The 22,754-nt window shown below is 40.0% G+C and carries 19 protein-coding genes; 18 read left to right on the forward strand and 1 reads right to left on the reverse strand.

What is annotated here, in order from left to right; all coding sequences use genetic code 11:
- Positions 1-109 precede the first annotated feature (109 nt).
- The 12 genes from ACMUMK_RS00645 (at position 110) to ACMUMK_RS00700 (ending at position 14,127) form a co-directional block, all read left to right on the forward strand.
- Positions 110-2,164 carry an EAL domain-containing protein gene (locus ACMUMK_RS00645; protein WP_414699201.1) on the forward strand — a complete coding sequence of 685 codons (2,055 nt, stop codon included), beginning with the start codon at positions 110-112 and terminating at the stop codon, positions 2,162-2,164.
- Between the two features lie 201 nt (positions 2,165-2,365).
- Entirely contained in the window at positions 2,366-2,578 is a 213-nt protein-coding gene (gene rpmE / locus ACMUMK_RS00650) for a 50S ribosomal protein L31 (protein WP_133468104.1), read from the forward strand.
- A 134-nt stretch (positions 2,579-2,712) separates the two neighbouring features.
- The gene (locus ACMUMK_RS00655) at positions 2,713-3,096 is read left to right on the forward strand and encodes a hypothetical protein (protein ID WP_414699202.1); all 384 of its coding nucleotides are present in this window, start codon (positions 2,713-2,715) and stop codon (positions 3,094-3,096) included.
- A 33-nt stretch (positions 3,097-3,129) separates the two neighbouring features.
- Complete coding sequence (locus tag ACMUMK_RS00660; RefSeq protein WP_414699203.1) at positions 3,130-3,720, forward strand: hypothetical protein; 591 nt, start codon at positions 3,130-3,132, stop codon at positions 3,718-3,720.
- A 15-nt stretch (positions 3,721-3,735) separates the two neighbouring features.
- Positions 3,736-4,413 (forward strand): RDD family protein, encoded by a 678-nt coding sequence (locus ACMUMK_RS00665; protein WP_414699204.1) that lies wholly within the window; start codon positions 3,736-3,738, stop codon positions 4,411-4,413.
- Positions 4,410-5,360, forward strand: a complete 951-nt coding sequence (locus ACMUMK_RS00670; RefSeq protein WP_414699205.1) for a stage II sporulation protein M — start codon at positions 4,410-4,412, stop codon at positions 5,358-5,360. The genes ACMUMK_RS00665 and ACMUMK_RS00670 overlap by 4 nt, the downstream gene beginning before the upstream one ends.
- Positions 5,350-6,891: a hypothetical protein gene (locus tag ACMUMK_RS00675; RefSeq protein ID WP_414699206.1), complete on the forward strand. Its 1,542-nt coding sequence runs from the start codon at positions 5,350-5,352 to the stop codon at positions 6,889-6,891. The genes ACMUMK_RS00670 and ACMUMK_RS00675 overlap by 11 nt, the downstream gene beginning before the upstream one ends.
- On the forward strand, positions 6,888-8,045 hold the full coding sequence (locus tag ACMUMK_RS00680) for a DUF4350 domain-containing protein (protein WP_414699207.1): 1,158 nt from the start codon (positions 6,888-6,890) through the stop codon (positions 8,043-8,045). The genes ACMUMK_RS00675 and ACMUMK_RS00680 overlap by 4 nt, the downstream gene beginning before the upstream one ends.
- Entirely contained in the window at positions 8,042-9,010 is a 969-nt protein-coding gene (locus ACMUMK_RS00685; protein ID WP_414699208.1) for an AAA family ATPase, read from the forward strand. Before ACMUMK_RS00680 ends, ACMUMK_RS00685 begins: the two co-directional genes overlap by 4 nt.
- Positions 9,011-9,117: 107 nt before the next feature.
- Complete coding sequence (locus ACMUMK_RS00690) at positions 9,118-10,344, forward strand: DUF58 domain-containing protein (protein ID WP_414699209.1); 1,227 nt, start codon at positions 9,118-9,120, stop codon at positions 10,342-10,344.
- Between the two features lie 329 nt (positions 10,345-10,673).
- Positions 10,674-12,671 (forward strand): EAL domain-containing protein, encoded by a 1,998-nt coding sequence (locus ACMUMK_RS00695; RefSeq protein ID WP_414699210.1) that lies wholly within the window; start codon positions 10,674-10,676, stop codon positions 12,669-12,671.
- 214 nt (positions 12,672-12,885) lie between these two features.
- Positions 12,886-14,127, forward strand: a complete 1,242-nt coding sequence (locus ACMUMK_RS00700) for a malic enzyme-like NAD(P)-binding protein (RefSeq protein ID WP_414699211.1) — start codon at positions 12,886-12,888, stop codon at positions 14,125-14,127.
- A 7-nt stretch (positions 14,128-14,134) separates the two neighbouring features.
- Here ACMUMK_RS00700 and ACMUMK_RS00705 read toward each other — a convergent pair whose 3' ends face one another.
- A complete protein-coding gene (locus ACMUMK_RS00705; protein ID WP_414699212.1) occupies positions 14,135-15,457 on the reverse strand; it encodes a sigma-54 interaction domain-containing protein in 1,323 nt (440 codons plus the stop codon).
- 211 nt (positions 15,458-15,668) lie between these two features.
- On the opposite strand from ACMUMK_RS00705, the gene ACMUMK_RS00710 reads away from it, so the two are divergent.
- From ACMUMK_RS00710 to ACMUMK_RS00735, 6 genes are all read left to right on the forward strand, one after another.
- A complete protein-coding gene (locus ACMUMK_RS00710) occupies positions 15,669-16,286 on the forward strand; it encodes a DUF3365 domain-containing protein (RefSeq protein ID WP_414699213.1) in 618 nt (205 codons plus the stop codon).
- 229 nt (positions 16,287-16,515) lie between these two features.
- Positions 16,516-18,096, forward strand: a complete 1,581-nt coding sequence (locus tag ACMUMK_RS00715) for a cytochrome ubiquinol oxidase subunit I (protein ID WP_414699214.1) — start codon at positions 16,516-16,518, stop codon at positions 18,094-18,096.
- Between the two features lie 2 nt (positions 18,097-18,098).
- A complete protein-coding gene (gene cydB, locus ACMUMK_RS00720) occupies positions 18,099-19,235 on the forward strand; it encodes a cytochrome d ubiquinol oxidase subunit II (protein WP_414699215.1) in 1,137 nt (378 codons plus the stop codon).
- A gap of 12 nt (positions 19,236-19,247) precedes the next feature.
- The gene (cydX, locus tag ACMUMK_RS00725; protein WP_414699216.1) at positions 19,248-19,376 is read left to right on the forward strand and encodes a cytochrome bd-I oxidase subunit CydX; all 129 of its coding nucleotides are present in this window, start codon (positions 19,248-19,250) and stop codon (positions 19,374-19,376) included.
- Positions 19,376-20,986 (forward strand): ABC transporter ATP-binding protein/permease, encoded by a 1,611-nt coding sequence (locus tag ACMUMK_RS00730; protein WP_414699217.1) that lies wholly within the window; start codon positions 19,376-19,378, stop codon positions 20,984-20,986. Before cydX ends, ACMUMK_RS00730 begins: the two co-directional genes overlap by 1 nt.
- Positions 20,983-22,596 carry an ATP-binding cassette domain-containing protein gene (locus ACMUMK_RS00735; protein ID WP_414699218.1) on the forward strand — a complete coding sequence of 538 codons (1,614 nt, stop codon included), beginning with the start codon at positions 20,983-20,985 and terminating at the stop codon, positions 22,594-22,596. The genes ACMUMK_RS00730 and ACMUMK_RS00735 overlap by 4 nt, the downstream gene beginning before the upstream one ends.
- The last annotated feature ends 158 nt before the right edge of the window (positions 22,597-22,754 follow it).

A 22,754-nucleotide genomic window follows, 5' to 3' on the forward strand; every position in this document is an offset into this window, starting at 1 on the left:
TACAGTGTTTTATAGTGTAAGTCTGAGGGGGGGGTCTTGCTAGACGAAAGTACTAATTCTTGTGATGTGATTAAGGAATATACTGGGGGTCGGTACTTAAGGGTTAGTTATGTTTTTTAAAACAATTAAAAACACCATCATATCAATATCAGTGGTAGCAATATGTATTGTTAGCCTAGCGACTTTATATTTTGCACTTCAAGAACATGAAAAACTGTATTTTGAGTCTGTAAAAGGTGATTTAGACGCTCTTTCAGAAAATATGTCCAGTGATTTGCTTTCCTTAATGGCTGATCAGCCTGATGAGTTTGAGCTTGCTACACTTTTACTTAGGTTAGATAGATATAATAACGTTAAACATGCCTCTATTTATGATCAGCGCTGGCAACCCCTACAAAACTACTATGGTAAAGCTGCGTTGCCAAAAAAGCAGGCTCCGAGTGTTTTGTCTCACAAGTTTGAAGGCAAGCCTCCTGGGGTATATGTAAGCGAAGGTGAGTTGGTTGCAATTAAGCTGGTTGGTGATGAGCGCTTCCCTCAGGGGTATCTGTGTATTGTCCTTGATACCAATGGCCCGTTAGAAAAAAGCAAAGCTAAACTGCTGCAACAGGTGTTGCCAATATCACTATTCGTCTTAGTTGTTGTGATTAGTATCTTATTTGGAATACAAAGAAGGTTGTTTGATCCCCTCACTCGTTTATCAGATATTGCTCAAAAAATTCAAGAAACCCATGATTACTCGTTAAAAATTAATATTGAAGGGAAGCGAGAAGTTGCTTCATTAAGCTCTGACCTCAATCAAATGATGGAAACCATCAATCAAGAAACCCAAAAGAATAAAGAACACACTGAAAAATTAATGTTGCAGCAGCAGGCCATGGAAAAGCTAGCTAACTTTGACACATTAACCGAATTACCTAATCGCCAATTTTTTATGGAAACCTTAAAAAGAGAGTTGGCAGTAGCAAAGCGCTCTAAGAAAAACTTAATACTCATGTATTTTGATTTGGACGGCTTCAAAGGCGTTAACGATTCCTTTGGCCATGAAATTGGAGACTTGGTGTTAATGGAAGTATGTCGGCGCACTAAGTTGTGCCTCAGGGAAGGGGATTTAGTCTCTCGCTTAGGTGGAGATGAGTTTCTTATTTTACTTCATAATGAGCCAAATGAACTTGAGTTGTTTGATATTTCCGAAAGGTTAGTGAGAACGTTAAATGTGCCATTTGAAATCCAAACATGGGAAATGCAAATTGGTGTCAGTGTTGGTATAGCTAAGGCAAGTGATTCAAATTTTGATGTAAGTGAGTTTATTAGTAATGCTGACACTGCTATGTATAGGTCCAAAATAGAGGGCCGAAGCAGGCATACTTTATTTATTCCTGAGATGATGGAAGAGAATAAGCGGCGCTTACTCATTGCTAACTCCATCGCAAACGCAATTAAAAATGATGAATTCAGTATTCATTATCAAGGCAAGGTCAATTCTGATGGAAAAATTGTAGGTTACGAAGCCTTAATCAGATGGAACAGTGACACAATGGGAATTGTGTCTCCTGCAGAGTTTATTCCCATTGCAGAGCACAGCGGCAAGGTGTTATCCATCACTAAGTGGGTAATTAAAAGAGTCTGTATAGAGCTAGAGAAAATTTTAGCTATGCATAGTAATCAAGTGGTTGTATCTCTAAATTTATCTGCCTTTGATATTAAAAATATTGCTTTGGTTGATTACATTAAAGAGATGTTTTCTAAATATAAGGTTAATACCTGCAATATAGAGTTTGAAGTTACCGAGTCTGCTTATTTAGAAAACTTTGAGTTAGCCAATCAGTTTATATCTCAATTACGTGAGATGGGTTGCTCCATTGCATTAGATGATTTTGGATCTGGGTATTCTTCCCTAGGGTATTTAACCAAGATTGAATTAAACACCCTGAAAATTGATAAGCAGTTTGTTGATCATCTATGTGTCTCTAAAAGAAGTACTTTAATCACTTCAACAATAATTCAAATGGCGAAGCAGCTGAAATTGCAAGTGTGTGCAGAAGGAGTGGAAACAAGACAACAGGCGGACTATTTAATAGCCCATGGTTGCCATCAACTGCAAGGATATTTATTTTCTAAACCCACAAGCTTACCGGACTTAAAGAAGCAATTTGATAAATAAGCTTTAAAAGGAATTAAGGGAGCTAACATTCAATATATGCTGCTGTTTGTTGCTGATAAAAACAACAAATATCTTGATCACTTCAGCCCCTTCCATTAATATGCGCGCCACTTTGCGCTATGACGTAAAGTTTTTATTTAATTTTCGTATGGTGTTCAACTTCGGGTTGGATAGCGATACGGCCTGACGAAGAGGTAACCCATGAAAGAAGGTATCCATCCTGATTACCAGGAAATGACAGCAAACTGTTCTTGTGGCAACGTAATTAAAGTACGTTCTACTTTGAAAAAAGAACTTAACTTAGACGTATGTTCTTCTTGCCACCCGTTTTACACTGGTAAGCAACGTAACGTAGACACGGGCGGCCGTGTTGATAAGTTTAACAAACGCTTTGCTGGTCTTAAAAAGAAGTAAAATGTTTGTAGTCTGAGAAGACTAAAAAGAAAGGCGCTTAAATAGCGCCTTTTTTGTGCCTGTTTAAATCTCATAAAAATAATGTCATAGTCGCTAACCAGATACAGTTAAATTGAATATATAAGGAATCTCTTTTGTCTGAGTCGAACGTCTATACTGCCCCTGATGCGAATTTACATACTGAAGTTGAAAATAATTCTGGAATGGGGAAAGGCCATCCACTGCCAGATGGTGTTAAAGGTTGGAGTTGGGGGGCATTTCTACTTAGTTGGATTTGGTCTCTTGGCAATGCTACTTGGATTGGTTTGATCGCCTTAATTCCTTATGTTGGTTTTATTATGGCTGTAGTTTTGGGTTTTAAAGGTCGTGAGTGGGCGTGGCAGAACAAAAAGTGGGAAAGTGTTGAAGAGTTTCAAAGGGTGCAAGGTAAGTGGTCTTTTTGGGGAGTATTAATAGTGCTGGGCTTTTTCTTGATAGGCATATTAGCAGCAATTTTGATCCCGACACTTGCAGCTTAACCCCGAAATTTAATACTTTAAAAGGAATCTAGTTTGTCTACTGATGATATCTACAAAGCCCCAGAAGCAGAACTTATAGTTAATCCCAACGATAGTGAAGAAGCCAAGCCTGAGTTTTTTACAACCGCTATCAGTAAAATGGTTGTGTTATCTGTTTGTACCTTAAATTTGTATAGCTTTTATTGGTTTTATAAGCATTGGACAGCACAAAAGTTGAATGCTAATCGCGACTGTTTACCGGTACTTCGTGCAATATTTCAGGTGTTCTTTGTTTACTCGTTATTTTCTACTATTAAAAATGAAGCAGACCATAAATCGGTTAAAGCAGCTTGGATGGCTGGCCCATTGGCGGTGTATTATATCGTGCTACAAATTTTGCAAAATGCTAGCGAACACCTGCCTTCAATATCTGAAAACCTGTTGTTTGACAGCCTTTTTTGGATCATTTTTGGGTTAACTTCAGTTATCCCTATGCTTGTTGTACAAAAGACAGCCAACATTTTAAATGATGATCCAGAAGGTATAACCAATAAAAAGTTTGGTGCAGCTAACTGGGTGTTTACGCTTATCGGTGTCGCTTTTTGGGGGCTAATGGTTGTTGGCTTGATGTTGCCTGCAGCTTAGAACGTTAGCCTTAATATGATAGACAACCGCTATGCCCTAGAAACCCCTGAAGGGATCGATATTATGTTGACGCCAGCCGGTATAGGCGTTCGCACTATGGCCTTTGTGGTTGATTTATTGATACGAGGCGTGGTTTTGTTTGCAGCATCCATGGCCTTACAGTTTACCGGCAATATGGGGCAGGGCCTGTTTTTCATTTTGCTGTTTTGTATAGAGTGGTTTTACCCTGTGTTATTTGAGATATACAGGGGGGCCACTCCAGGTAAAAAGTACTTTGGCTTAGTTGTGGTGTATGACAATGGCCTCCCTATTACGTTGCCGGGCTCAATGCTTCGGAATTTGTTTAGAAGTATAGATATTCTTCCTTTCGCTTATCTTAGTGGTTTTGTTGCCATTTTATGTTCTAAGCAATTTAAACGTATAGGTGACCATGTGGCGGGTACTATGGTGGTGTATCAAGATACGCCCAGTAAAGTGGAGCATTTTACTGTGGATGAACTGCCGCAAATCACCCTTTCACTTACCTTAGAGGAACAACAAACTATAGTGGCTTACGCAGAGCGAAGTCACAGCTTTAGCGAAGAGCGCTTACAGGAACTGGCTAATCAACTTGAGCCTATGCTTGAGTGTCGCGGTGAAGAAGCCGTGATTAAATTAAAAGCCATGGCCGCAGGTTTAGTGGGTAAAGTATGAGGCAGAATGACTTTATTCAGTTAAAACAGCAAGACTGGCAGTTATTTAAAGAGCTACTTGAGTCTTCTGAAGTCTCCGATGAGCATGATTTACCTAAAATGTTCAGGCAATTAACCCATGACCTATCCATCGCAAAAAGCCGCCATTACAGTCCTGCTTTAATTAGTCATTTAAACCAGTTGTTATTGTTAGGTCAGCAACAGCTTTATAAGCCTCATAATCGTATTTTGATGCCTTTGATGGTGTTTGTGAAACATACTTTCCCAGCACAACTTACCGAGTTTCGGTTTTATATTATTTGGGCCCATATTCTTTTTTATGGTGTGGCCTTACTGATGTTTGGTATTACCTTCTTGGAGCCTGAGTTTATTCGCAATGTGTTACCGAATGCTCAAGTTGTGCAATTAGAAGAAATGTATGATCCCAGTGATTCGCGCTTTGAAGAAGAAAGAGCATCTGATAGTGATTTCATTATGTTTGGCTATTACATCTTTAATAACATATCTATTGCCTTTCAATCCTTTGTTGGCGGCTTGTTATTAGGTTTTGGTGCCCTATATATTTTACTCTTTAATGCCTTATATTTTGGCGTGGTGAGTGCCCATATAGTAAATATAGGTTATCAGGATACGTTTTTCTCCTTTGTGATTACCCATGGGGCTTTTGAGTTAACGGCTATTGTTATATCAGCGGCAGCAGGCACTGTGATTGGCTACAGCTTAATTGCACCTAAAAAATTAAGCCGTATACATGCTATGAAGGCTTCTGCAAAAAAGGTATTTCCTTTAATTTTTGGTTCATTTTTGATGTTAGTCATTGCTGCTTTTATCGAAGCATTTTGGTCGTCTAGTCATTCTATTCCAAATTATGTGAAATATGCTGTCGGTGGCTTTTGCTGGGTTTGGGTTTTAGTGTACGTATTTAGGCGAGCGCCAAATGAAAATTGAAGCTTTAGCCATAGATACCCATCCTCGTAATAGTTGGAAGTCCTTTGATTTAGGTTGCAGAATGGCCATGCAGTGGTGGTGGCCTTTATATGGATTCATGCTGTGTAGCACGCTCCCATTTTTTATGTTATTCACCTTACTCAGTCCTGAATATGGCGTGTACCTTTTGTGGTTATTAAAGCCTTGGTTTGAAAGGGGATTATTGTATATACATAGCCGCCAAGTTTTTGGTCAACAAGTTTCGGTAGTCGATGCCTTAAAAGCCTGGCCCTCACAAATTAAGGTCTATTGGTTATCTAGTATAACTTGGCAACGTTTATCTCCAAGTCGAGGCTTTGATTTACCTGTCGCTCAGCTGGAAGGTTTAAGAGGTGAAAAGCGCAAAGCTCGGCTGCGGTTATTGCATCAAACCACTGATGATAATAGTTATTGGTGGTTGCTTATTTGTCTGCACTGGGAGCTATTCATCACCTTGGGTCTGCTTATACTGGTGAATATGCTGATGCCTCTGGGGTTTGAGTGGAATTTAAGCGAATTGATTTGGTCTGAGTCCAATATTATTTTGATTGCCTATAATTTTTGTTGGTACCTTGGCCTAGTGGTGGTTGCCCCTTTGTTTATAGGTGGAGGGTTTGCTGCCTATTTGAATCGAAGGATCCTATTAGAAGGCTGGGATATTGAGATTGGTTTAAAAAAGATACGTAATAGGTGGTCAGCTAAACAAACAAGTCTGCTTGCTGTTTTGGTTGTGGGGTTAATGGGGTACACAGGTGATACTCCAGTTGCATATGCGCAAGCCTCTGATGTTGAACAAGCAGTGGAGCAAGTGGCCACAGACTTAGAAGAGCCTCAACTATCAGAAGAAGCTCTTAAAAAGCACACCGCGATTAAAGAAAGCTTACAAGAGATACTGGCAGGCCCTCCATTTCACAATAAAGAGATGGTGAGAGACTGGCGCTGGACGGGATGGAAGTGGGAGTCTTCAGAGCCTGAAGAGCCAGCAGACCTTAGTGACTGGATGGGAATCTTTGCTGTGATAGCCAAGTTTGCTGAAGTTATTTTGTGGGTATTGTTTATCTCAATCATTGGGTGGTTGTTATGGTTGAGCCGACACCAGTTAGCTAAACTTCTTAATATTAAAGTCGATCTTAAAAAGCAAAAAGTAGACTTGCCTGCATTTAGCCGTCACGAAAAGCAGCAAGGCTTGCCTAGTGATATCCCGGCTGAGTTAAATGCATTGTTAGAGCAGCAAGCCTATCGCCAAGTTTTGTCTTTGTTACTAGTCAGCAGTTTAACCTACTTATATAAAAAGCATGATTTAAGTCTTACTGAATCCATGACAGAACTAGAATGTTTGGCTGAGATTAGGTCTAAAGTTCAGGGTGAAAGCTTGCTTTTTATGACCAGCCTAATTCAATTATGGATTGATTTAGCCTGGGCCCATAGATGGCCAAATGCTGAAAAAATGGCTGAGTTGTGTACACAGTGGCAGCAAGTGTTTCTAACTGTAGAAGTAGGTGAAACCCCATGAATCAAGGACACCTAAAATCTATTTTGTTGGTTTTGCTGGCCTTAATTGTCACAGTTTATGTCGTTAAAAGTATCGAGTTTTACGATAAAGAAAAGGATGTCGCTGAAAGCAAAGAAGTGAGACAACAACCCTTTTTAGCTACTCAAAAGCTGCTAGAAACCCATGATGTGACTATGGTGTTTGAGCAAGATTATCAGCGCCTGTATTCCAAGGAAGATAACGGTATTACACCTAAAATAGAAGATACTGTGATTTTGGCGGATGCAGAGGCTGCAATTTCCTCATCACTAGCTTCAAGCTTGCTGGACTGGGTAGAGCAGGGGGGCTTTTTGATTGTATCAGTTAATGCAAGTGACCAATCTGATAGTCATAGAGCCAATGCCTTGATTCAACAATTGGGTATAGGTGTGGACTGGGTTGGCGATGAATCAAGCCTTTATTCTGAGTATGAGCAGCAAATTAGCTCTATGAACGACCCCCACGGAGACCCCATTGAAGTAAGCTTAGAGAGTATTTATCGGATCACCTTTCCTGAAGAGCTCGAACCTTTTTATTCTGTCAGCAATGAGGAGGGTTACACCTTTGTTCAATTTGATAAAGGAGAAGGGTTAGTTACCCTAATGACAGATGTCCAAATTTGGAATAACTGGCAAATTGACGAGTATGATAACGCCATATTAATGCTGGGTCTGTTAGAGGAGTCTGATACTGTTTATTTGTTTAAGCCTGTAGAACAGCCCCACTGGTTTACCTTGCTTTATGGTCATGCACCATTATTCATTTGGTTAGTGTGTGTATTGATCCTTTTAGCCATATGGCATTTTGGAAAGCGGTTTGGCAGTGTGTCTGCTGGATATCAAACTGATAACTCTCGTTTTTCTGAGCATATTCGTGTGGCCGGTAATCACTATTGGCAGCAAGGTCAACAACTAACCATGTTAACTCAAGTACGAAATACTATTTTACAACGAATCAATCAAAAATGGCCCAATACCAATAGCACAGACCAACAGAAAATAGTGCTCCTGTTAGAAGAGCTATCTGGCTGGCCAACCGCGACGATTGAACAACTTATGTTTGATCAAAAAGAACTAAATCAAAACCAATACAGCCACTGTATCAAGGGGCTGCAACAACTCAGGAAGATGTTATGAGTGACACCTTAGATAACGATATTTTGCAGCAGGCAACACAAAAAATTGCTTTGCTAAAACAAAATGTAAGCCAAATATTGATAGGCCAAGATACTGTATTAGAACAAGTAATTATCGCATTCTTAGCGGGCGGTCATGTGTTGATTGAAGGCGTACCTGGGTTAGGCAAAACTTTGTTAATTAGGGCATTGGCGCAAAGCATCAGCCTCAATTACAAGCGGGTGCAATTTACACCTGATTTAATGCCTGCTGATGTAACCGGTCACTCTATGCTAGACGTATCAAGCGGTAAGTTTGTACTGCGTAAAGGACCTGCTTTTACTAACTTGTTACTGGCAGATGAAATCAACCGAGCACCAGCAAAAACCCAAGCTGCTTTATTAGAAGTTATGCAAGAACATCAGATTACCTTGGATGGGGAAAGCTACAGTTTAGATAGACCATTCATGGTTTTAGCGACCCAAAACCCCATTGATAACGAAGGCACTTACCCATTACCTGAGGCTGAGCTTGACCGTTTTATGATGAAGGTGCAGGTGGAGTACCCAGATCTAACAGCTGAAATTGCTCTAACCCAGGGGGTGACCGCAAATAATCATAATGTTGAGGCAATCAATAGTGTTTTGAGTGCTGAAGATATTTTGTCGCTTCAAGATATCGCTTCTAATGTTTTGGTAGATGAAAAAATCGTTGAGTATGCTGTTTCTTTAGTAAGAGCATCTAGGGAGTGGCAAGGCGTCGCCCATGGCGCTGGGGTGCGGGCGAGTATCGCGCTTATTCAAACAGCTAAAGTTTATGCTTTGATGCAAGGTAGTGGCTTTGTTTTACCTGATCACATCAAGGCTATGGTTTTTCCGGTACTTAGACATAGAATTATTTTGTCAGCTGAGCTAGAAATATCAGGAGTCAATACAGAACAAGTGTTAAATGACATTATTGCCAAAGTACCAGCACCAAGACAATGATACGAAAGGGGTGTAGACCGAGCCAAAAATTATTACGACAGCTTTTTATAGTCTGTTTTTTGAGTATCTTGCTGCCTACAGTTGGATATTTTTGGGACATTCCTCAGTTGAGCATATTGCCATACCTGCTAGTCTCCTTGGTGGCTGTTGTTATCACTGTTGATTGGATTTTTAGTCGTAGACGCCCCATTTTATCAAGTAGACGTAATATTCCCCAAAGCTTATCTGTTAACTGCGAGCATACCGTTAAAATTGAGATTACCAATAACGATAGGTTAGCCTTTAATTTTGATGTAGAAGAACACTTTCCTGAAGATTGGAGTTTGCTTACTGAGCTCCATGAACTGCAAATCCAGCCACAAGAAACCTTGCAACTTGAGTATAAAGTTAAACCCCAGAAAAGAGGCTTAGCATGCCTATCTTTTACTGAGTTTCGGCTTGTGTCTAGTTTAGGGTATTGGCAGTTTTCGTGGCTTTGTGAAAACGAGTCTAACGTAAAAGTCTATCCCAACTTTTTAGCTATTCAGAATATGGCTGGTCTAAATGGCAATATTAACCTCTCCCAAGCGGGCCTGAAGAAGTTTAATTTACGTGGCTCAGGAATGGACTTTAGGCAGCTTAGGGAGTATCGCGAGGGCGAAAGCTTAAAGCAAATTGATTGGCGTGCCACTAGTCGCTTTAATAAGCTGATCTCTAAAGAATTTCAGGAAGAAAAAAACCAGCATGTAATGATTATGCTCGATGCTGGGCAAAGAATGCGTGTTCATGATGATGATATGACCTACTTTGATCATGCGCTAAATTCGCTTATTTTGTTGTCTCATTCAGCACTCAAAAATGGTGACAGCTTAAGTTTACAAAGCTTTGGTAGTGAAACCCGTTGGTTAGGGCAAATGAAAGGCGTGCAAAGTGTGAGTAAAATATTGCACCACTTTTACGATTTATACCCTCAAAAAATTGCCAGTGACTATGTTAAAGCGGCACAGGATTTATTGTTAAAGCAGCCTAAAAGGGCGCTTATTTTACTCGTGAGCTGTTTGCGAGATGAAGATTTTTCTGACTTGTTGGCTGCGGTGAAAATTATTCAAAAGAAACACTTAGTGGCCGTTATTAGTATTTCGGAGCCTATTTACGAAACCACCCTTAATGAACCTGTAGATAATTTTGAGCAGGCCTTAATGTATAGCTCTGCACAGGTTTTAAATCAGTCAATTGAGCACAATTTTAAGCGCCTTAAAAAACAAGGGGTGATATGTGTTCATGCCCCTGCTACACAACTTACTTCAAATGTAATCAACACTTATTTGAGCGTTAAAAAAGCAGGCTTACTTTAAGGTTCATTTTTTAGTTGCTTGCAGATACCCAATAGAAATTAATCACAAAAAACTAAAAAGTGTATAGGCTTACTTTATCCACCTAATCAATTTTTAAGTAGAAACCATGACAAATAATATCACTGGCATGGCCTCCACACTTTGACTTATCTTGAATACCTATGCCCTTGGTGAATAAAAATAACCTAAATAGCGTTAAGTTGTTTATTTTATGTTAATTTAAGGTTAAGTTATTTCTTTTTCTTCCATTTCACTTTTTGGACTTGATGATGTTTTTTTCCTCCATTAAGAGTACTACTACTGTTTATCTCACTTTTGTACTTGTTGTTATGTCTTGTATCGCTCTTTCTATATCTATTTACGAGAATAAACGAATATCTATAGACTCTTTATCAAGTGAGTTAAGGTTAGCTGCGGCTTTTATGGAGCAAGAGCTAACCCAAGTAGATGCAAATTCTTTCAGGGCTCAACAAAATGGGAGTAAAGTATTTAGCTCCTTAGATAAGTTTGCAAATATCACTTATGCAGCTTTTTACGATGCTAAGTGGGAGCTGAAAACGTCTTTTGTAAAGGATGGTTTAGACTTTAATGCTGTAGACCCTTTTGATTATAAAAACGCGTCTCAATCCGTCCCTATCGGGGTACCTCAATTTATTAATCACAATATGCTGATCGTTACCGTTATCACGGAAGGTGTTTTTTTAAACCATCATATAGTGGTTGTAAGCGATAGCGCCAAAGTACTGAATACAAACACCAGAAATTTGTTACTACAGGCGTTACCCATAATGATGATTTTAGTCATATTTTTTGTGGCTTTTGGGTTTTCCATTCAAGGTAAGTTATTACAACCTTTAGCATTGCTTGCTAGGTTTGCGAAACGAGTAGAGTCAAAAAAAGAGCCGTCTATTGAAATTGACACTTTGGATAAGAGAGAGTTAGTTGAGCTAAATGAAAGCCTCAATTCAATGTTACAAACACTCAATAGTGAGTGTAATAAAAGTAGAGAGCTCACAAAAGCATTGAAAGAACAGCAGAAAAACACCGAGAAATTCGCTAATTTTGACAGGTTAACTGGGTTTCCCAATCGGCAGTTTTTTATGGAGCTGTTACGAATAGAACTGTTGAAGGTAATGCGCAATAACCAAGATACAGTACTTGTGTCTTTTGAGTTGGAAGGAATAAAAGGGGTTTATCATGCTTGCGGACAAGAAGCTGGAGATCAGTTACTTGCTAAAGTGTGTAAACGAGTTAAAAGCCTTTTACGAGAAGGGGATATTATTGCTCGTTTAGATGAAGCAAACTTTTTAATATTACTTAACAGTCAACCCACTGACGCTATGCTTCATAATATTGTAGAGCGATTAACAAAAGATTTTTGCAAGCCTTTTACTGTTAACAAAAAAGGCCTTGAAGTAACTGTGAGTATAGGGACAGCTAAGGCATCTGATTCAAATTATAATTTAAGCGAATTAACTAAAAATGCTGATATTGCTATGTATCGCTCTAAAGTTTTAGGGACGAATATACATACCATGTTTACTCCCAATATGATGAAAGATAGTAAGCGGAATTTACTCATAGCTGCTTCTATTGAGGATGCAATTGCTAACGAAGAGTTTAGGTTAAGTTATCAATCTAGGATTTCAAAAGAAGAAGTCCTAGTTGGCTATGATTTGTCTGTGCATTGGAATAGCAAAACCTTGGGCGTTGTGCCCGAGAGTGAGTTTATGCTGGTTGCTAACCAAAATGGAAAAAGCTCAGTCATTAATGAGTGGGTACTAGCTACAGTTTGCCAAGACTTACCTCTTATTCAGCAATTTTCAGATCCTAATCTAGTAGTTTCTATTACTTTGTCAGCTGCTAACTTCAAAAGTAGTCACTTTGTTGACTCGGTAAGCAAAACCCTTGCTTATTACCAAATTAATCCTGCCAATATTGAATTTAAGTTGTCTGAGCTGGAATATCTATACCATTATCAGTCTGCTTGTGAATTTCTTAAAAAACTAAAAGAAATTGGTGTGGGTATTGGTTTAGATAATGTTGGTCATGGGTATTCTGCCTTAGGGTATCTGTGCAATTTAGAGCTCAACACAATAAGAATCGATAAACAGCTTATTGACAATCTTTTGCTTTCTAAGCGCTCTACACTAGTAGTGAAAACCATAGTGAAAGCCGCTAAACAGCTTGGCATTCAAGTGTGTGCTGATGGGGTAGAAACCCGAGAGCAAGTAGAGTTTCTAGCTGCGACAGGTTGTGACCAAATGGAGGGATTCTTGTTTTCTAAGCCTGCAAATTTAGCTCAATTAGCTTACGATGCAGCCTAATTAAGCTTTAAGAGCTGATACTCTGTGAGTATTTTTTACATCAATACTAAGTATTCAAATCAATTTAGCCCTAATTAACATTAACTTAATGCTAACCATGTTACATTATTGTAAATGCTTTTTGTGATGCTAACTATGACTGTAATCCCTTAATACTGTTTAGGTTACTAGTTTATATTTTACGTTTTAATCGTTTGTAAGGACTTAGAAAAATATGTCTGATTTTCGCCAGCAGGCACTTGATTACCATGCTAAACCGACTCCCGGAAAAATATCCATTGAAGTAACTAAGCCTGCTCAAAGTGTGACAGATTTGGCGTTAGCGTATAGTCCAGGTGTTGCAGAGCCCGTAAGGGAGATTGCAGCCGATTCAAATGCTGCATTTGAATATACTGCTAAAGGTAATTTAGTGGCTGTTATCTCTAATGGCACCGCTATTTTAGGCCTAGGTAACTTAGGCCCCCTCGCTTCTAAACCTGTTATGGAAGGGAAGGCCTTATTGTTTAAGCGCTTTGCAAATATTGACTCAATAGATATAGAAGTGACCCACAAAACGACTGCTGAATTTATTGATACCGTCGCCAATATTGCTGATACCTTTGGTGGTATTAACCTGGAAGATATAAAGGCCCCAGAGTGTTTTGAAATAGAGCAAGCATTAATAGAACGATGTAATATTCCTGTGTTTCACGATGATCAGCATGGTACCGCCATTGTAACTGCAGCAGGTATGTTGAACGCCTTAGAGGTACAAGGGAAAAACATTGGTGAAGCCATAATAGTGTGTTTAGGAGCCGGTGCAGCCGCTACAGCCTGTATGGAGTTATTAGTCAAATGTGGCGCCCAGCGGGAGCATATCTATATGCTTGACCGTAAAGGTGTTATCCATACCCGAAGAGACGATTTGACCTATCATAAAAAATTATTTGCAAATAATACTGACAAGCGCACCTTAGAAGATGCACTAGACAATGCCGATGTCTTTGTTGGTGTATCAGGTCCAAATTTGTTGCCAGCAGATGGGTTAAAGTTGATGGCAGCTAACCCTATTGTATTTGCTTGTTCCAACCCAGATCCTGAAATTAAACCGGAGTTAGCCCACTCAGTACGAGATGACCTAATCATGGCAACAGGCCGCTCTGATTACCCCAACCAAGTGAATAACGTGCTTTGCTTCCCGTTTATTTTCCGTGGTGCACTAGATGTAAGGGCTTCACAAATAAACGACGAAATGAAAATTGCAGCTGTAGACGCGATTCGATTAATTGCTAAAGAACCGGTACCAAAAGAAGTACTAGCAGCCAGTAATCTAGACAGCCTAACCTTTGGCAAAGATTACATTATCCCCAAACCCATGGACCCTAGGCTGTTACAACGAGTTGCCAAAGCAGTGGCTCAAGCGGCCATTGATTCGGGCGTTGCTGCGATTGAGAAGCTTCCAGATAGTTATATATAGCTTGGGATTATTCATATTTAATGTCGTACTTCTTAAGTTTTCGATACAAGGTACGAGTGCTAACGCCCAACTTCTTAGATAGCTCGTCTATAGGTAAGCTTTGTGTTTCACAAATGTGGCTTAGGTAGGTTTTCTCTGCTTGGTCTATTGTCACCAACTTTTCGGTTGCAGCTATTCGTTTTGTGTTTTCTTCAAAAACATATTCCGGTATATCTTCAACATTAATCATGTCTTCATTAGCCATTAGCGCAGATTGCTCCACAATATTTTTCAGTTCACGGATATTTCCAGGGAAAGGGTAACGACTAAGTTTACCTAATGCTTTATCAGAAAAGGCTTTATGGCAGGAGTCAGACTTGTTTAAAAAATGTTTTGCAAGAGAAGGGATGTCTTCTTGGCGAGTAGCTAATGAGGGTAGGGTTATAGTAAAGCCTGCTATACGGTAATATAAGTCCTTTCTGAATCTTCCCTCTTGCACTAAATCAAGTAAATTATGATGGCTAGCACAGATTAATCGGAAGTCTACTTTGTGTTGTTTTACTCCTCCTACTGTTCGGTAACATTGGGTCTCAAGTAGCCTCAGCAATTTAACTTGCATCGCCAAAGGGACATCTGCAATTTCGTCAAAAAAGACTGTGCCTCCGTTAGCAATTTCAATCAGGCCTTTTTTAGTGTGAGTTGCCCCAGTGAAAGCGCCTTTCTCATGACCAAATAGCTCTGACTCAAATAAATTCTCATTTAAGCCTGTACACTCAATTATCACAAAAGGTTTGTTTGCTCTGCTGCTGGACTCATGTAGGGCGTTAGCTACTAACTCTTTTCCGGTACCCGTTTCGCCATGTAAAAGTACAGATATTTCTGACTTTGCGGCGCGACTTATCTTGGCTAGCATGGCTTTGAAAGAAGCTGAAGACCCTATCATTTTGTTAGATTCAGACTCAGTTGAAGCAAAATTTATGCGGTCTAATATTTCTAAAAAACCTATTGTGATGTTATTTTCATCTTTTACAGGCCTCATTAAAATATCGCAGTACGTTTTGCCCCGTGCGGTATTGTGAATATGCACCGCACTGCTACTTCTCTTTGTGGTTATACACGCTTGCATAGGACAGTCTTCACCATGTTTGTCACAGGGTTGTTCATGCTGGTGAGATATCTGATAACAATGACTATTACCGAGTGTTACTTCGATGTCGTAAGTATCTCTATAAGCTTGGTTGACCGCTAAAATTTTGTATTCGGTATTGATAAAAATAGCAGGGTTTTCAATTGCGTTGATCATCGATTGCACGATAGAAATATTCATACTTAAAATATTTTTCACTGTCATTTCTGTCTGTTACTTTGCCAAATTTGACAGTAATTACAAATAATTTAGCTTTGGTCATGTGATTTAAATTTATTCATTATATAAATCAATTGGTTACCTATTGTGTGGTGCTGTAGTTGAGATGGCATGTGTTTTGTTTGTTGTCTGAGTTAGTTGCTAATATTTATAGAATTAGTATACCCAAACACCCTAACCCTGGAGCTCATAGTTTATGAAAGCGCATTTAAAGACAAAATCATTACCTTTGACTTTGTTATTACTAAGTACAGCTAGTTATTCGGAAGTTAGGCCATCAGAATTGGCAATCCATATAGATAATGTGTCACAAGAAGTTTTTGTTAATAAACAGCTTGAGAATGAAGCTAAGGAGAAAATAAAAGTATTTTCTACCACTTTAAAGCAAGCGCTTGTTGGTGCTATTCAAACAGGTGGGTTCGAAAATGGTGTTAATGTTTGCAAAGAGCAAGCTCCGCAGATAGCGAAAAATTTATCGACAGGCGGTTGGCAGGTGTCACGTACCAGTTTAAAAGTGCGTAATACCGATAACCAGCCATCAGACTGGGAACGAGAAAGCTTAAACCAGTTCGACGCTTTATTTAAACAAGGCGTACCGGCAGGCAAGCTTGAAACGAGCCAACAAACTCAAGATACTTTTAGCTACATGAAAGCGATCCCAACCGGGCAAATTTGCTTGGTATGTCATGGAGTCTCAGTTGATAAAACACTGCAACAAACAATTACTACCCAATATCCTGAAGATGTAGCTACGGGCTTTAGGCTAGGTGATATTCGTGGGGCCTTCTCATTAACTAAATCCATCACTGAATAACTTCCCATTCTTTGCCGAATAACCACTGCAACTAAAGTATTAGTGCCCACTGTCAAAAATGGCAGTGGTTATTTTTTGCTTATTGATCTAGATCAACCTTGTACCATCAAAAGCCCATTAAAATCAGGTTCTTAACGCTGATTTTGAATTTGGCATACCTAATGCAAAGTCTCATCCAAAATACTTTCAATTTGTTATTTTTTAACAAGCACACTTTAGGAGAAACGGTATGAACGAAACGTTAGTCGAGTTATCTCGATTACAATTTGCTATGACTGCCATGTTTCATTTCATATTTGTTCCATTGACCTTAGGCATGACTTTTATGCTGGCGATTATGGAATCTGTGTATGTTTTGACGGGTAAAGAAATCTACAAACAGATGACCAAGTTTTGGGGCAAGTTGTTTGGTATTAACTTTGCCATAGGTGTAGCCACTGGTTTAACTATGGAATTCCAGTTTGGGATGAATTGGTCTTACTATTCTCATTATGTGGGGGATATCTTTGGTGCGCCTTTGGCCATTGAAGGTTTGATGGCCTTCTTCCTTGAGTCTACCTTTGTGGGTTTGTTCTTCTTTGGCTGGGATAAAATGTCTAAGGTCAAACACCTTATGGCAACTTGGTTAGTGGCAATCGGTTCGAATTTTTCAGCTTTGTGGATTTTGATTGCAAATGGCTGGATGCAACACCCTGTTGGCTCTGAATTTAACTTTGAGTCCATGCGCATGGAAATGACAAGCTTTAGTGAGGTGGTGTTTAACCCTGTTGCACAAGTTAAGTTTGTACACACAGTCTCTGCTGGTTACGTGACTGCCGCTGTCTTTGTGTTAGCTATCTCTGCATATTACTTACTGAAAGGTCGTGATATTGCCTTTGCAAGGCGCTCTTTTGCAATTGCCTCTGGCTTTGGTTTGGCGTCGGTTATCTCTGTGATTATTTTAGGTGATGAAAGTGGCTACGAGCTAGGGGATGTTCAGCAGGTGAAACTAGCGGCAGTTGAAGCCGAATACGAAACCCAAGAAGCTCCAGCGGATTTTACCATTTTTGGGATCCCCAATGATGAAACAGAAACAGTCGATTACGCCATTCAAATCCCCTATGCCATGGGAATTATTGCCACTCGCTCTCTTGATGAAGAGGTGATGGGATTACAGGAGCATAAGGTACTTAATCGTGAGCGTATCTTGTCAGGGATCAAAGCTTACGCCTTACTAGATAAAGTGCGTTCTGGCGAAGCTTCTGAGGTCGAGCGCAGTATATTTGAACAACATAAAGATGATTTAGGTTATGCCATGTTGCTGCAGCCCTTTACAGATGACGTTACTAACCCAAGTGACGAGGCTATCACAAAGGCAGTTGATTACAGTATTCCCCCGGTAGCGCCTTTGTTTTGGAGCTTTAGGATCATGGTGGCGGCAGGCTTTGCCATGTTAATCGTTTTTGCTTTGTCTTTTTACTACTCCACTAAACATCAAATAACTAAGCCCCGTTGGCTGTTAAAAGCGGCACTTTGGAGTTTGCCATTGCCGTGGATTGCGTGTGAGGCTGGTTGGTTTGTAGCTGAATATGGTAGGCAGCCTTGGTCTATTGCTGAAATACTGCCAGTGCATACGTCTGTTTCTAACTTAAGCGTTGGGGAGGTCATATTTACCCTTGTTGCTTACACGGCCTTCTATTTTGTGATGTTTGTAATTGCCTACTACCTAATGCAGAAGTATGCCAAAAAGGGGCCTTCACAAACCTTTGCAGAGGCTGAGCAAGCCCTCGAAGAGGCTTCCGTTATGAACTCTGAAACTCAAGGAGCATAATCATGATTGATTACGAATTTCTTCGCGTCGTATGGTGGATTTTAGTTGGTGTGTTGCTAATTGGCTTTGCCGTTACAGATGGTTTTGATTTAGGTGTAGGGGCGCTTCTTACTTTAGTAGGTAAAACAGACCAAGAACGCCGGATTATGATAAACACTATTGGCCCCCACTGGGATGGAAACCAAGTGTGGTTTATCACAGCTGGTGGTGCCATATTTGCAGCTTGGCCTATGATATATGCTACGGCATTTTCAGGGTTTTATGTGGCCCTAGCCTTAACCTTAATCGCATTATGGATGCGCCCACTTGGGTTTGAATACCGCGCTAAGTTACCCCACAAGAAGTGGCGCTTAGCGTGGGACTGGGCCTTATTTGCTGGTGGTTTTATTCCGGCGCTCATATTTGGTGTAGCCTTTGGCAATTTGTTGCAGGGTGTGCCGTTTGAATATGATGATGCCTTAATGTCTACCTATAAAGGCAACTTCTTTGGGTTATTAACCCCCTTTGCTTTACTAAGTGGTTTAGTGTCGGTAGCCATGTTACTTAACCATGGGGCTAGTTGGTTACTACTTAAAACTGATGGCCCTTTGCATAAGCGCACTCAAATAGTATCTATATATTTGTCCATTGCCACAGCAGGTTTGTTTGCACTCGCTGGTATTTATCTCGCTATAGGTGTTGATGGATACGTGATTACCTCTGCTGTTGATAGTTATGCCACCAGTAACCCGCTTACTAAAACCGTTGAAGTTGTAAGTGGTGCTTGGTTTAACAATTATCAAACATATCCTTGGATGATAGTGGCTCCGGTATTGGGAATAGGTGCTGCCCTTAGCTGCGCTTTTGCTTCATATATAGGGCGCAGTGGCTGGGCCTTTGTAGCCAGTGCTTTGGCAATTACGGGCATTATTTTAACTGCAGGTTTTACTATGTTTCCGTTTTTGATGCCTAGTAGCATCATGCCAAGTGCAAGCTTAACTATATGGGATGCTACTTCCTCACAGTTGACCTTAAACACTATGTTTTTTGTGGCCTGTATTTTTGTCCCTATAGTGCTCAGTTATACCGCTTATGGGTTTTGGGTAATGCGTGGTCGCATTAAGCAAGCAGACTTAAATAAGTCTCATGTACTTTATTAAAGGAGTTGATAAATGTGGTATTTCACTTGGATCTTAGGGGTTTTGTTAGCTTGTTCCTTTGGCATTATTAATGCCATGTGGTTAGAAGCAACAGAAGATATGGACCGTCTTAACGATTTAGACTCGAAAGACGAAGACTAATGAGCAGTGCATCAATAACTCCAGAGCAAGGAGCCCAAACATGGCTGCGGTGTATTTCAAAAGAGATGCGCCCAAGCCAAGTAAAAGTGTTATTGGTGCGCTTCTTTCAACTTATTGCTCAAATTGCAGTGTTTTGGTGGTTCTCTAAAGCCATGCATTTGGTGATTGTTGAGCAACAAAGTTTATCGGCAACACAGCTTGTACCTTTGGCTTGTGCTGCATTAGTTTGGGTATGCTTGATATGGCTTGCTGATCACTTGCAAAGCCTTGGTAAATATGAAATTGAGACTGAGTTAGAAAACCGCGTCCATGGGGTTTTCAAAAACAAACACATGGCCATTACGCGCCAACATTCAGCTACTTATTGGCAGCAATTACTGCTCAATAATATTACTGATATTGCTAATTATGTAATTCAGTACAGTGTACAAAAGTGGCTTTCAGTTATTGCTCCTGTGGTGGCTTTATTGGTTATCTTTCCAATCAATTATGTGATTGCCATTATCTTATGCGTGACTATGCCCTTGATTCCTGTGTTTATGGTTTTGGTGGGCAAGGGTGCAGCAGCCCTGCATCGTAAACACTTTATTGCCTTAGAGCGTCTGGGTGATATGTTTTCGGACCGCCTAAAGGCGCTGACATTGATTACCACCAGCGGTCAGCATCAAGATCAATTAAAAAGGCTCAATGATGCGAGTAATATTGTAAATCGTAAAACTATGAGTGTTGTGTCTATCGCCTTCTTATCAACAACCGTTTTAGATTTCTTTGCCACTATTGCGATTGCCTTGGTCGCCGTATTTATTGGTTTCTCAATGTTAGGTGAAATAAACATTGGCCCTGACATTGGGTTAGAGCAAGGCTTGTTTATGCTATTAACTGCACCTTTGTTGTTTGCAGAGTTACGTGCGTTAGGGCGCTTTTATCATCAAAAAGCAAAAGCCGAGGCCAGTGCAGAAAGGTTTGCCCAACTGTTTGATGATTACAAGCCGTTGGGTAACGAGGCTACTTTTACTGGTTTAGCATGGCTAAACTTTAATGTTAGTGAGCCTAGCTTGCATGCTAGCAAGTTAACCATAGCACCCGGTGATTGGGTATCTTTACAAGGGAATTCTGGACAAGGCAAAACGGTACTACTTGAGGCTTTAATGGGATTTAGAGCAGCATCACACCAGTTATCTGGTGAGATAGCCTTGTTATCACAACAAGCTGTAGTTTTAGATAAGTCTGTTGCTTTTAATTTACATTTAGGTGATTTGTCTGTTGCCGAGCAAGACATGATGGATGTTTTGCATCAAGTCGGCTTGAATCACTGGCTAAACAAGCTACCTAATGGCTTAGAAACAGAGTTAGGAGATTGCCCCGCTTTATCTGGCGGCGAAGCTCAGCGTCTAGCTTTAGCTCGGGTATTACTAAAACCTAAAGATGTCATTTTATTAGATGAACCTACTGCCCACCTTACTCTTGAGCAACACCAAGAAATAGCCAACCTCATCCATCAAAAATTACAACACAAAACGGTTATTTGGGCATCTCATAAAGTGCTTCCAGACACTTGGTTTAACCGTAGTTGGAAGGTTAACCATGGTGAAATTAAGGAAATACAATGACAGAAACCTCAGCAAACTGTGCCTCAAAAGCCGAGGTAAATACCAAGCCCCAAGGCTTAAAGCTGTTGGCTACCTTGTTGCTGATGTTAATTCATTTTGCTACAGGACTTGCCATATTAATTGTCGCGTCTTGGTTTATCGCAGCGTGCAGTATAGCTGGGTTAGGATTTAACTATATGCTACCTGCAGTAGTAATACGTGCCTTAGCTATCTTACGTATCGCTTCTGGGTATTTCAGTATGCTGGTGGGTCATAACCATCTATTAAACAAATTAGCGGCGTTGCGATTGAAAATTTTCGCTGGTTTAGAAAACAATGTTTCTATGTCTAGAGAGCAATCTCTAGATGCTCTGCATCATCACAGTGAAGATGTGGCCTCAATTTGGATTGCTTGGGTTGGGCAAAATGCTGGAATATCACTGTCCTTGGCCATGCTTAACCTTGTTGCGCTGTTTTGGATTGCGCCGCTAACCCAAGGGGTACTTATTTTTACAGGGATATTTATGAGTATCTATTTGGGGTTACTCATCGCAATGATCAAGGTGAGTGCTAGTATTGTTGCAGCTAAAAAACAAGCGCAATTTGCTATTTTGCAACATATCGAAGCCGCGCCTATTTGGCATTTGATGCAAAGCTATAATGACAATTCACCAAGTTTAAAAAAGCTAAGAGCGCTTGAAGCCTTTCAGCAAAGGCAAGTTAGGAATGCTTCATTTCTATTGATTTTATGTGGCTTGGGGCTACTGATAACTCTGCTAAGCCAGTATTCAGGTCAATATATAGGTAGCGCAGAGTTTATTGTAATACCAATACTCATTCTGTCTTTAAATGATTGGTTAACTCCAGCTTTTGCTAATCAAAAGCAACTTGCAAGTTATATTGAAGCTAAAAAAGAAATACAAACCTCCATTGAAAATTCACAACATTTATCGGTTATTTCAAATCCAATAAATGTAATAGAGGTAGTTAATTTCCAGCCTATAAATACCAATATGTGCGAGACCTCAGCCCGCTTTGATAAAGGTGGTGTTAATGTATTAGTGGGTAGTTCTGGGGCTGGAAAAAGCAGATTTTTGCAAGCCTTAGCGGGCTTGATTGATTTTCATGGCTCGCGGGAGGTAGCGTTTGCTACTCGCACCAAGTCAAGTCAGCATGGGTTGTTATCGGATGCAGTTTACCTTGAGCAGTTTCCATATGTATTATCAGACACGGTTAGAGCTAATCTTCAGGTTGCTAACTTAAAGGCTTCTGATGCCAAAATCCGAGAAGTATTAAAGGAGGTGGGTTTACACTCCCTTGATAATTTAGACCAATGGCTGGGTGAAAATGGTAGACCTTTGTCAGGGGGAGAGAAGAAACGTTTAGGTTTAGCCCGTGCTTTATTAAGTCATGCCAACTTACTGCTTTTAGATGAGCCTTTTGAATCCCTAGATGCTGAAAATATTGCGCGAGTGAGCAAGATAATAAATCACCTTGCTAATGAAAAAATCGTGTTTGTAGCCACACACATATTGCCCAAAGGGCTTTTTATTCAGAAGTGTTGCTCCTTAGAGTCTGAGGGCTCGAGTGCTAAAACTAGCCACAATAACCAGGCTAACCCTAGTCTATAAAATCACTAGGCTTTTAGGCAGTTCACAAAATAAATATTAAAGGCAGACTCAAGCTATTGCTTTGATATTTTATAGGTACGTAGAAGGAATGTGATTCCCTATTACTTCAAACCTAAATACCCCGTTGCATATCTTCATAGGCAAAGCTCGACCTACTC

The organism is Paraglaciecola sp. 2405UD69-4 (genome assembly GCF_047525415.1).
Lineage (GTDB): Bacteria > Pseudomonadota > Gammaproteobacteria > Enterobacterales > Alteromonadaceae > Paraglaciecola.